Genomic DNA, 12,081 nt, shown 5'->3' on the forward strand with positions numbered 1-12,081 from the left:
CTTAAACAGAATAGATGCTTGGGGTTAGTTGTTCAGTGGCAGTTGTTTCATTTTTATCAATCCTTGCTAATAAGTCTTTGCTGGCCTTTTTGGGTTTCATGCCGAATAAAAACCGGGTTAAGGCAAATTCTTTTATCAGCAAATGGTACAACAGCATGGACACCGCGAAAGATACCGATACCGTAAAAAGATACTTCATTAAAATAGTATCAGACGTTTGCACCACATAATATACAATAATAACAATTACCGTTTGGTGCAGAATGTAAAAAGGATAAACTGCCTGGTTGATATAGTTTATAGCCGGGTGAAATTTATTTAAATAACGTTTGCCGTAACCAATGGCCGCAAATACCCAAAGCCAGGCATTCAGCGGAAAAATAGCCAGGTAAACATAAGTCCGCCAGTCATTCCTATAATCCGGCAGTAAATTAAACGGTTCAATGTCGTTCCAGCGGAAGTAATTTAAAAGTAAAATTGCTAAAAAAGCCAGGGTTAAAGAAAATTGGCGGTTCCGTTCCAGGCTATCCATTAAAGCCGGACTAGCAATGCAAAAGTATCCGGCGAGCAAGAAACACAACCAATACAAAAAGAAACAATAATCATGAAATAAGTCGTTGGTTTGATCGTATTTTAAAACCATGCTGGTAAATAGTATTACTCCCGGCAGCATTAATGCGTAAATTCTTTTGCCCATGGCTAATGCACTTACTTTTTGCAAAAAAATTTTCCCGGGTTCTTGTTTCAGCCATACGAAAAGTGGAGCGAACAATATATCGTACACAAACAAATAGGCAATAAACCACAGGTGGTGCCAGCTGAAATTACCTTTGGGGTAAGGCTCAAAATTGAAAATAGAAGGATAAAAATCTAAAAAATTACCTTGGAAGCCTTGGGTGAGCCGTTCCAAGTAAACTTGCGGGGGAACAATTACTAAAATACTAAACAACAAGGGAATAAATAACCGTCTCAAGCGCAATAGTACAAAATCGCTGCCCGTCCGGTTTTTCATCATAAAAAAAGTAACGGTACCCGAAATAAAAAACAACAACGGCATCCTAAATCGACTTAGCCAAAAATTAAATTCCAGCAGTAGATTACTCGTTTCTTTGTTTTTAATGTGCCAGACTTCTTCGGGCACAAAAGGCATGGCCGAGTGAAAAAACAGCACGCCTACAATGGCCATAATGCGTAACCAGTCGAGGTAAGATTGGCGGGAGTAATTTGTTTCCATAGTTTCTGTTTCCGGTAATAATGCGCTGGAAACTTCTGCCGCTCAACTTTTTTTGACGAATGGTGAGATTGCAGTGGTAAGTGGTATTTTTTGGATTGTTTCTGGCCTAAGGCATTCTTTTATCTTCTGTTTCACTTTGGAGCTTTCTACAACTTTCTTTAAATGAATAGAGCCAATGAGGAGAATGCCCCCTTCGGTGGGGATTGGGGAAGGACAATACATTATTTGAATAATTTTCTGCGATTACTTGGAGCCTTTCTAAGTCTCCAGGTACTTGGGCTAACTTAGTTGAAAAGGCTAAAATTGCCTTATAGTCGGCAGGTCTCGTTAGGCTCACTCCGTTGCGCCATGCCTTCTTCCTGAGCACCGGAACGCTAAAAGGCCTCCACAGCTAAACTGGTGTTACTTTACTAAATAACGAGCGTTCGAGATAAGGAAAGAACATCTATGGAAAGAAGCTATTCTACTTTATCTTATTTTGGGCCTCTAACTAATACCCAATCTACTAAATTAACTGCCATAAGGGCTACGTCTTAAACTTGGTAGGTTTAATAAACAGTATTATCGAAAACTTGCCAGAACTATAGCCTGATAGTAGCTACTTAATTTTCTTTAGTCATCCTGAAAGGAACTAACCAGAGGAAAAAAGAACGGATCATGGGTGAAAAAGGAGATTACCCAATCATTTGCCCTATTAATATTGGTTGCTCTTTTTTCCGGCTTGGTGCTTTAGCACTAATGCTGTCTTTAAACTCCAGCCGAACGGAATTATTTTCGAAATTACAGGTGATGGTTTCGGAGTGAGGCGTTTGGTTGAAGACCCAGGTCATAGTAAAAGTGTCCGGGGAAGTCCAGGTGCCGAAGGCTGCTATTTTTTCTTTGGGCACAGGTTCTTTTTTCTCCATCGCCACAAACGAAGGTGGATTTCCGGGAACCCGGGTTTCGCCTTGCACCCAGTTGTTTAAGCCGCACACAATCCGGTACGTTTCTTTGTTATCTTTTAACTCTACGGTGCAGGCATTTTTTGCGAAAGAAAAAGCTACCGTTTCTATGTGTAATGGATTATCCTGCAACCGGAACGTTTTACCCGAAATACTGGCAATTAAGGGCGAAGTAGCGCTGGTCTTAGCGGGTAATAAAGTAAGCGAAGCTAATTTTTGCTTTAATTCTGTTTGTGCTTTTTTATCTGGGAGTAAGGCCGAAGGCTTTAAATTAGGAAAAATTATATCCCATACTTGCGTCAAAATGGCCTGCATGTCGTGGGTTTCGCTGGTAATGGCTATTATAGTGTTTTGCTCCGGCATTACTAAACAATACTGGCCCATAGCGCCGTCGCCACGGTAATTGCCGTGCTGGCTACGCCAGAACTGATAGCCATACCCTTGGTTCCAGTCAGTAGCCGGAGTAGTACTGGCGGCATTTGGTACCTGGTAAGCAGTGGCTTCTTCTACCCAGGCAGCCGGTAAAATTTGCTTTCCGTTCCATTTACCTTTTTGCAGGTAAAGCTGTCCGAATTTAGCAATATCTTCGGTGCGCACCCGTAAGCCAAAACCACCCGTATTTATACCATCCGGACTATTCTCCCAGTCAGCGCCTTCAATGCCCAGGGGTTTAAATAAACGCGGTGTTAAGTAATCCAACACTGTTTGGCCGGTTACTTTTTGCAAAATAGCCGATAACATATAGGTAGCCCCGGTATTATACAAGAAATGGGTTCCCGGCTCCCGCTCTACCGGCAACGACAAAAATTTACGCGCCCAATCACCCGATTTTTCCTTTAACAAAGGCGGTATAGTATCCTGCTCGTGGCCGGTGGTCATGGTAAGTAAGTCTTTTATGCGCATGGCCGCTAGATTGGGGCTAACAGTTGCAGGTTTGTCGTCGGAAAAAAAAGAAATTACCTTGTCGGTTACTTTTAATTTACCTTCGGCCACAGCCAGGCCAATTGCCGTGGAAGTAAAGCTTTTACTTAACGAAAATAAGGTGTGTTTTAACTCCGGGGCGTACGGTGCCCACCAGCCTTCGGCCACTACCTGCCCGTTGCGCACTACCATTAGGCTGTGTAAACCCAGTTTTTTTTCTTCAACTGCCTTTATAAAAGCTAAAATATGCGCCGAAGAAAGGCCTTGTTGTTCCGGCGTGCTCCGGGGCAAACCGCCTGCTTTTAAGGTAGAAGCTATTAGTGGGCTGGGTACCCACGGAATAAAGCTAACGCCGACTGCTCCGGCACCTATTTGTTTTAAAAAATCTCTCCGGTTTACGAGCATAAAAGCTAAAATTAGGCTGGTTATAAATTCAGGTAAAAACAAGAAAAATCAGCAATACGGCCAATATAATAGCCAAACCGCAAACTCCGATTTTAACTAAGTAAGATGATATTTTAGAATGTAAAATCCAAATCAGGTTTACTAAATAGAAATAAGTAAGAGATATTTACTTATTCAATAGTCCAACTGATTTATGAATGGCAAGGGCGGTTACTAAGTGAAATTGACACTAGTTTGGCTGTAGAGGGCCTTCTAAGGTTCCGGTGCTTTAGCATTGTGAGGAACGAACAAAGGAAGCTTAGACCCGCCCGAAAGAGCAAAAAGAGGCCCGCCGGCCACGAGGCAAACTGGTTACTGTTCAAAGTGCATTAGCAACCCAGCCTGGAGACTTGAAAAGGCGCCAAAGACCAACTGTCAATACGTATTTTATTAAAAGATAAATTAAGAAGACAAAGACTTCCCCTATCTTCTCTTAAACATTTAACAATCAATCTCCTACAGTGCTAAAACTTACCGTAAACGTAGTGCCTTTATCTGGTTCACTGGCTACTTTTATTTCGCCACCTAAAGCTTCAATTTGCAGTTTAGTCAGATACAAGCCTAAACCTTTGGCATGCTCGTGGCGGTGAAACGTTTTGTACAAGCCAAAAAGCTTGCTCCCCATTCTATCTAAATCCATTCCCAAACCATTGTCGGTTACGGAGAGGAAAGTGCGGGCGTTTTCGAACCACGATTTTACCTGAATGTAAGGTTTCCGGCTAGGCGACCGGTATTTTAAAGCGTTCGACAGGAAGTTGTGCAAAATGCTTTCCGCGTAAATCTTAGGCAGGTAAATAAACGGTGCCTGCAAATCTATTTGGACCTCAGCCTGCGTTTGCTCGATAATAGCTGCTAAATTCTGCGTTTCTTTTAGAATAAGATCCGGCAAATATATTTCTTCCCACGGCAACTGGTTATCGATACGGGTTTTTAAAATAACGTTTAAATCATCGATGGTTTTGGCCATATTATCGCTTACCAGTTTAATCCGGTCCAGTACCATAGTAGCCATTTCCGGATTAGGTTCTTGCTGGTACACCTGGTGCAAGCCATTAATGTTATTTAATGGCGATTTTAGATTATGCGACATAATGAAAGCAAAATCTTCAAGTTGCGTATTTTTAGCCTGAAGCTTGCCGGCGGCATTAGTTAAGCCTTTATTTAAGCTTTCCAGTTCGGATGCCTGGTTTCTTAACTGAATAGCAATAATATCTTTTAGTAAAGTCTGCGTGATTTCTTGTTCGTTGAGCGACCAGGGCAAAGATTTTCCTTTAATTTCTTCTTCCCATTTCTCGAATGACTTCCGGGGATGCAAGCGCAAGTCGGCCCCCATTTTAGGTTGCTCCGGATTACCCGCCCAAACCCGGGTTTCTTTCATTTCGGGTTTATAAAACAATAAGTATTCTTTGTTATACCGCGATATTTCCAGAGCCAATAAACCACTTGCTACGTTTCGATAAGCAACGGCTTCCGGTAATCTTTTAGATAGTTCGCGTGTGCAAAACATGCGTTCTACTTCGTTAGCGGTGAGCCAATTAATTAAATGCAGCATCTGCTCTTCGGTGGGTACCTGGCCGAATGTGGTTAATTTGTTATCTAAAAATAAAGCAGCGCCGGTGCTTTCTGTAATAGTTAATAAGGTTAAATCTTTATGTAGTAATCCCGCCCGAATATCTTTACTCTGGTTTATTTGGTTAATGAGCAGTTCTTCATTGTGCCGGTACCGAGCCCATTGTTTTACATCCCGTTTTTCCTGAATTGATAAAATAACATTAGCAAACGTTTTCGTAATTAAATCGCCTACCTGCCGTTGCCAAACGTTTAGAAAAACCGGCTTTACGTTATGGCAGGAAATTAAGCCCCATAATTTTCCTTTTACCAAAATAGAAAACGAAATGGTAGCAGCTACCCCCATATTTTTCACGTATTCCAGATGAATTTCCGAAGGATTGCGCAACTCCGATAATAGAATATTAGTGGGAGCTCCGGTTACAGAATTATGATACGGGATAATTTCGGCCGCTTCGGCATGGACATCCGGAATTTGGCGGATATGTTTTTTTAGTAACAGTTCGCGGGCCGGAGCCGGAATATCACTGGCCGGAAAATGATGCCCCAAGTACGCCGGTAAAGAAGAATTATGCGCTTCGCCAATTACTTCGGAGTTCCATTCCGGATCAAACTGAATAACTTCTACCCGGTCGTAAGCCAGAACCTCGGCCATAGCTAAGGCTACTGCTTTCGCCACGTGGGTTAAGTCTTCCATTTGGTTTAGTTGTTGACTTAGTTGCGCCACCCGGTTGTTATGTCGTAACTGATCGTTATCTGGTTGGTTGTTATAGGGCTCGCATTCCAGAATAATTTTATCGCCGGAAAAGTGAAAGAAACCAAAAAAAGGCTGCCCTCGCCACGAGATAAGCTGCGGCTGTACAAACAATTCCTGATTTACTATTTCGGCAATAAAACAATACTCTTCGGCGGTAAGTAAGGATTGCAATGGTGCACTTATCACATCTTCCGGATCAAAGCCCGTAAATGTTGCCAGATTATCGCTAACCTGCTCTACCGCATGGGTAACTTTATCTATTACCAACAAAAAACCATGCGGTTGAATGCGGCCAATAATATGGATAGGTTCTTTATCGCAATTGGTAAGATCAACAAGGTAATTTTTGTAATTTTTCATGCGGCCGGATGGGTAGCCTTAAAGGAGTTATAGTTATGCTTTGAGAGAGTGGTATACGTTAGTTTTAATCTATTAAGCCATCCTTATTTGAATAAAAGCCATTATTTAAAAGGAAGTGAATAATTTTCTTATTAGAAAATTAATATTTTTACCAGTCGCAATGATTTCAATGCTTTTACCTTAGCAAGCTTGGAATAGAGAACTAACTGTTTATGCTATAATGGTGCTTAAGTTCTCGCCTACAAGCGGTTTAATAAGGTAAGCCGCCACAGAATAGTTTTTCGCTCTTTCTACATCATGCTGATTATGAGAAGAGGTTAATAAAACTATTTTTATAGGCAATTCGCTTAATCCGGAATGCTGCAAAGCTTCTAAAAACTCAAAGCCATCCATTACGGGCATTTTAATATCAAGAAATATTAAATCCGGATAGCTTTCGTGGTTACTAATGCTCTTTAACAATTCTAAGGCTTCTTCTCCATTGGAGGCCGTTAAAATTTGTTTACTGATTTTCTCTCGGGTCAATATCCTCTCCACCAGAAAACGGGCAACCGTATCATCATCTACTATTAAAACTTTATTCAGTTGCTCCATTTTATTAAACAAAAAAGAAATTAATTATATGCTCTTACGAGTAAGTTATACCCTAAGGTTTACCTAAATTTTTAATAATAGTTACGTTTGGCACCGTATAAACACTTAGAAAAATAACAAATACCCAAAATAGCACTGTAGTTATACTTAAGTATTTATATGAGGCCCGGTTTTGCTTTATGGTTAGCAAATAAAACAACCGAATTTGCAGTAAATTGTTGCTCCTCTACAACATTTTCTGTTTAAGAGCCGCTTCGCATAAATTTTAAGAATCCTTTAGAAGAATGGAAGTATTCCTCCGGCAAAATAATATATTGCGCACGCTGATAAATGACTGCTCGTTCTTAAACCTGGTAAATTAAATAAAGAAGAATTGCATTTATAAAACACTGCCTTTGTTAAACTGATTCTTTTAACGAAATTTATTAGTGCAGTAGGCTGCAAAATTATTTTGGATACCATTCCGTTAAAGCAAATTCATGAAAAAAACTTTATTACAAACTACTTACTTTTTAACTCTCTTAGCTGGCATTACCTGCTTATCGGCTTACAACTCCGAGGATTTGGATGCAAAAAAAATTAAAAGAACTACAGAACAAGCTAATTTAAAGTTGCCAACTGGCTTTAAGGCTACTGTTGTAGCCGATGACCTGGTAGCTGCCCGGCATTTGGTAGTAAGTAAGAGCGGCGATATTTACGTTAAATTGTCTAAACTGAAAGACGGCAAAGGTTTGTATCATTTGCGCGACACCAATAAGGACGGATTTTTGGACCAGCAAACCGGAATTGGTAATTACCCGGGCACCGGCATTGCGCTTAAAAATAATTATTTGTATTCGGCTTCTAATACAGGTGTGTACCGCTATCAACTTAACGCCAAAGAAGAAGTAATGCAGCCGGAACAACCCGAAGAAATTGTTAAAGGTTTGGTAGCCAAAACCCGCGATGTTTCTAAATCAATTGCGGTAGATAATAAAGGAAATTTATACGTTACAGTGGGTTCACCGGATGAAACCTGTCGCGATGACAGCGGCAAAGGGATAATGCCTTGTCCGCTACTAGATTCGGTAGGTGGCATCTGGCAGTTTAAAACAAACAAAAAGAACCAGAGCTACAGCGATGCCGTGCATTATGCCACCGGGTTAAAAAATGTAGTAGGCTTGGACTGGAATACCAGCACGAATTCTTTATTTGCGATGATGCACGGCCGCGGGCAATTCCACGATAAGTTTCCGCAATATTATACGCCGGAGCAATCGATGCAATTACCCGCCGAAACCATGTTTGAACTAAAAGCACCGGGAGCAGATGCGGGCTGGCCTTATGTTTACTACGACCACAAGCAAAAGAAGAAAATGCTTACCCCGGAATACGGTGGTGACGGCAAAAAAACGGGCGGCGAAAAAGCCCTGGATCCGGTAGTAGCTTTTCCGGCCCACCTGGGTCCTAATGGCTTGTTATTTTACACAGGCACTATGTTTCCGGCCCGGTATAAAAACGGCGCTTTTATAGCCTTTCACGGGAAATCAACGGAGTTACAGAAGGGGTATATGGTAGCCTTTGTACCTTTCAAAAACGGCAAACCATCCGGCGATTGGGAAATTTTTGCTGATAATTTTGCCGGGGTAGATTTAGTGCAGCCCACTGGTCCCATTCAACACCGTCCTTGTGGTTTGGCTCAAGGCCCGGATGGTGCTTTGTATGTGTCTGATGATTTAAAAGGCACGATTTACCGGATTACATACGCCGGCAAAAAGTAAATAAGAAAGCCGCCCATTGGGGCGGCTTTCTTATTTTAGAGGGAAATATATCTGATTAGTAGGGAGTGATCCTTTAATATTAAGTCCAGTATACTTTTAAAGAAGTTTTTTTCTGTTAATCCTTTTCAGGTTTCAGGTTATACGTATGCGAATAATTATCCTTAAAGCATTTGTACTTTTTCTTCTTTCAATCAACTTCTTAACTACGAATGCCCAATCCGGGAAAACGCGCAATAGCAGTAACCGGTCAGCATTGCCTTTACCGAGGCTAGTAACCGAGAACGGGAAACATACCTTACTGGTAGATGGCAAACCTTACCTGATTTTAGGTGCGCAAATGTGGAATTCCAGCGGGTGGCCTACTATTCTGGATAAAACCTGGCCTCAATTAAAAGAATTAAACTGCAACACTTTAGAAGTACCTATTTACTGGGAGCAGATAGAACCCGAACCCGGAAAATTTAATTTTACTAACCTGGATAAATTAATAAAAGATGCCCGGCGTGAAAATATTCGTTTAGTGTTGCTGTGGTTTGCTTCTTACAAAAACGGGCAATCGCAGTATACGCCCGCCTGGGTAAAAGAAAATCCGCAGGAATACCCGCGCATGCAGGATGCTACCGGCCGCCCAATTGCAGTTCTTTCCTCGCTTTCTACTAAAAACCGCGATGCCGATGCCCGCGCCTTTACCGCAGTTATGGCCCACATCCGGCAGATAGATGAAAATTACCGCACCGTAATCATGATGCAGCCGGAAAATGAACCGGGTTCGTTAGGTACCGACCGGGATTATTCACCAGAAGCCACTCAACTTTTTAAAGGCCCGGTGCCAGCGGCGTTAACTACCGCCCTGAAGAAACCAGTTGGTACCTGGGAGCAGGTTTTTGGGCCGGATGCCGCTGAAGCATTTTCGGCTTACAATATGGCAAGATACATTAACTACATCACGGAGGCTGGTAAAAAAGAATACTCTTTACCCATGTACGTGAACGCCTGGATTCGGGAAAACCGCTTTGGTCGAGCGGGTGAGCATCCTAGCGGCGGACCAACCTCTAACATGCTGGATATTTACAAAGCAGCCGCTCCCAGCATTGATTTGCTGGCCGTAGATATTTACCACCGCAATTACATGCAATTCCGCGACCTTTGCGAAAAGTACGGCAGGGCTGATAATGCTTTGTTTATTCCGGAAACCGGTCGGGGAATTACTTTCGCCCGTTTTCATTTTTATGCTTTTGGCGATTATAATGCCATTGGCGTCGCTCCTTACGGCATCGACCCTTTCCACGCCGACCCCAATGACAAACGCGATAAAGAAAAGCTCGATATTAAATTTGCGGGTATTGCGGCTAATTACCGCTTGCTTCGGCCGGCTATTCCTATCATTACTTCTTTACAAGGAACGGGCAAATTACAGGCCGCCGCCGAAGAAGATGGTTTAGGCGACGAATTGCTGCACTTTAGCCAGTATGATTTGCTGCTTACTTATGGTTTTCCTACTTACAAAACCGGCAATGAAATGACGGGCCGGGTACTCATAGGAGAGCTAAACCCTAACGAATTTATTTTAATGGGTTTCGATACTAAATTTCAGTTCCGCCCCAAATTAGGTTCGGGGTTTTCTACTGCGGAGTTTATTGCCGTGGAAGAAGGAACCTATGTAGACAGCGTTTGGCAGAAAATCCGGAATTGGAACGGCGACGAAGTGTATCATTCTACTTTAACGCCGGAAGGCGTTATTTTAAAAGTTAAATTAAAAGGCTTGCAATCGGATAAGTTTGATACTAAGCCAAATTTTGAACGGTAAACTTGAAAGTGGTTATCTTCGGAATGCAAGTTGAATTAATAACTGTTTTTCTATGAAGCCTTTTCCCGTCTCCAGGCGGCGGTGCTAACTTGTTTGATATTTCAAGTTTTGCCTCGTGGCAGGCAGGTCTCGTTCGGCTCTTTCAGGCGGTTTAGCGAACCTTGGCTCACTGCGTTGCGCCATGCTGCTCTGCAGCACCAGAACGCTAAAAGGCCCTCAACAGCCAAACTGATGTCCGTTACTATTAATTGCCTGGTTCTACTGGATAGAGATATTAGAAAAAGCCCTTACTATGGCGCGGATTTACTTCCGTGACTTGCCCCACAACTAATTCACTACTTTGTAAAGTACTTGTGTAAATTGTTCGTTCACCAACTGGCTAATTTTAAGAAGAAAGTCACAGGATATTTAACAAAGGCAAATTTGACAAACACAAAATGCGTTAGCTTTAACCCAGGATTACATGAGTCAGAATCGCATCAAGGCAAGGTAAATCAGGAGCTTTTATACATTTTTTTTAAAAATAAGTAGCCTGAAACACCAGCTAACAAGGAAGCAACCAATATAGAAAATTTAGCTTCGGCTTGCAGTTCGGGAGCGTCGAAAGATAATAGGGCCACAAAAATAGACATGGTAAAACCAATTCCGGCCAGCAAACCAGCTCCAAGCAACTGCACCCATTTTATATCCGGGGGCAAAGCGCTAATGCCGAGTTTAACCGAAAGCCAGGACAATAAAGTAATACCCAGCGGTTTTCCTATAACTAGTCCCAACACAATCCCCATACCTAAATTACTGGATAATCCTTCTAGCATGCCCGCTTCGAATCGGATGTTGGTGTTAGCCAAGGCAAATAAAGGCATAATTACAAAATTAACCGGGTTGGTTAAGGCATGCTCCAGTTTTTCTAACGGCGATTCGGTAGCATCGGGGGTAGTAGGTAGCGTTACGGCAGTGAGCACCCCGGCAATAGTAGCATGCACCCCGGAGTGGTGCACAAAATACCACATAAATAGCCCGGGTATCAGGTAAAGAAATATATTTTTAACGCCTAAGCGGTTAAAGAGCAGTAACAGTGCAAAAACTCCGGCCGCATACAGTAAGTACACCGGGTGCATTTCTGTGGAATAGAAAAAAGCAATTACCAGAATCGCACCCAGATCATCTACAATAGCCAGAGCCGTTAAAAATACTTTTAACGATAAAGGCACGCGGTTACCCAACAACGAAAGTATGCCAATGGCAAAGGCAATGTCGGTAGCCATTGGTATACCCCAACCTTTGGCGGTAAGCGTACCGCCGTTAAGTAAAGCATAAATGGCTGCCGGCACCAGCATACCTCCTATGGCTGCAAAAACCGGTAAGGCAGCTTGCTTAAAAGAAGACAATTCGCCTTCTACTAGTTCGCGCTTTATCTCCAAACCAACGAGCAGGAAAAAAATGGCCATCAGACCATCGTTAATCCAGAGCAGAATCGGGTACTTTAACTGCACCTGACTTGAAGAATAACCTATTTCAAGCGCGAGCAAATTTTCAAAAGGTTGGCCTAAAGGAGAATTAGCAATGCCAAGCGAAAGAACTAAAAAAGCTAAGAGCAAAAAACCGCCGGCCGAACCCGATTGAATAAACTTTTTAAATGAGGTAAGATTGATCAATTTAACCATTATCTATTATACGAAAACAAACCAGATAAA

At 42.2% G+C, this 12,081-nt stretch carries 7 protein-coding genes; 2 read left to right on the forward strand and 5 right to left on the reverse strand.

From position 1 onward, the window contains the following. Nucleotide 1: 1 nt before the first annotated feature. From HUW48_RS23870 to HUW48_RS23885, 4 genes are all read right to left on the reverse strand, one after another. On the reverse strand, nucleotides 2-1,234 hold the full coding sequence (locus HUW48_RS23870; RefSeq protein ID WP_182413318.1) for an acyltransferase family protein: 1,233 nt from the start codon (nucleotides 1,232-1,234) through the stop codon (nucleotides 2-4). A gap of 674 nt (nucleotides 1,235-1,908) precedes the next feature. Beyond that, a complete protein-coding gene (locus HUW48_RS23875; protein WP_182413319.1) occupies nucleotides 1,909-3,501 on the reverse strand; it encodes a serine hydrolase domain-containing protein in 1,593 nt (530 codons plus the stop codon). 487 nt (nucleotides 3,502-3,988) lie between these two features. After that, a complete protein-coding gene (locus HUW48_RS23880; RefSeq protein ID WP_182413320.1) occupies nucleotides 3,989-6,226 on the reverse strand; it encodes an ATP-binding protein in 2,238 nt (745 codons plus the stop codon). Nucleotides 6,227-6,436: 210 nt separating this feature from the next. Next, complete coding sequence (locus HUW48_RS23885) at nucleotides 6,437-6,820, reverse strand: response regulator (protein ID WP_182413321.1); 384 nt, start codon at nucleotides 6,818-6,820, stop codon at nucleotides 6,437-6,439. 479 nt (nucleotides 6,821-7,299) lie between these two features. On the opposite strand from HUW48_RS23885, the gene HUW48_RS23890 reads away from it, so the two are divergent. Continuing rightward, nucleotides 7,300-8,580, forward strand: coding sequence for a PQQ-dependent sugar dehydrogenase (locus HUW48_RS23890; protein WP_182413322.1), 1,281 nt, complete (start codon nucleotides 7,300-7,302; stop codon nucleotides 8,578-8,580). Between the two features lie 145 nt (nucleotides 8,581-8,725). Continuing rightward, nucleotides 8,726-10,387 carry a DUF5597 domain-containing protein gene (locus tag HUW48_RS23895; RefSeq protein WP_182413323.1) on the forward strand — a complete coding sequence of 554 codons (1,662 nt, stop codon included), beginning with the start codon at nucleotides 8,726-8,728 and terminating at the stop codon, nucleotides 10,385-10,387. A 494-nt stretch (nucleotides 10,388-10,881) separates the two neighbouring features. On the opposite strand, the gene nhaA is transcribed toward HUW48_RS23895, so the two are convergent. Beyond that, nucleotides 10,882-12,051 (reverse strand): Na+/H+ antiporter NhaA, encoded by a 1,170-nt coding sequence (nhaA, locus tag HUW48_RS23900; RefSeq protein WP_182413324.1) that lies wholly within the window; start codon nucleotides 12,049-12,051, stop codon nucleotides 10,882-10,884. Between the last annotated feature and the right edge of the window lie 30 nt (nucleotides 12,052-12,081).

Source organism: Adhaeribacter radiodurans, from assembly GCF_014075995.1.
GTDB classification, from domain to species: domain Bacteria; phylum Bacteroidota; class Bacteroidia; order Cytophagales; family Hymenobacteraceae; genus Adhaeribacter; species Adhaeribacter radiodurans.

Coding starts and splice junctions, on each gene's coding strand:
- HUW48_RS23870 (WP_182413318.1), bottom strand. CDS start 1,234: ATGGAAACAAATTACTCCCGCCAATCTTACCTCGACTGGTTACGCATT.
- HUW48_RS23880 (WP_182413320.1), bottom strand. CDS start 6,226: ATGAAAAATTACAAAAATTACCTTGTTGATCTTACCAATTGCGATAAA.
- HUW48_RS23890 (WP_182413322.1), top strand. CDS start 7,300: ATGAAAAAAACTTTATTACAAACTACTTACTTTTTAACTCTCTTAGCT.
- HUW48_RS23895 (WP_182413323.1), top strand. CDS start 8,726: ATGCGAATAATTATCCTTAAAGCATTTGTACTTTTTCTTCTTTCAATC.
- nhaA (WP_182413324.1), bottom strand. CDS start 12,051: ATGGTTAAATTGATCAATCTTACCTCATTTAAAAAGTTTATTCAATCG.
- HUW48_RS23885 (WP_182413321.1), bottom strand. CDS start 6,820: ATGGAGCAACTGAATAAAGTTTTAATAGTAGATGATGATACGGTTGCC.
- HUW48_RS23875 (WP_182413319.1), bottom strand. CDS start 3,501: ATGCTCGTAAACCGGAGAGATTTTTTAAAACAAATAGGTGCCGGAGCA.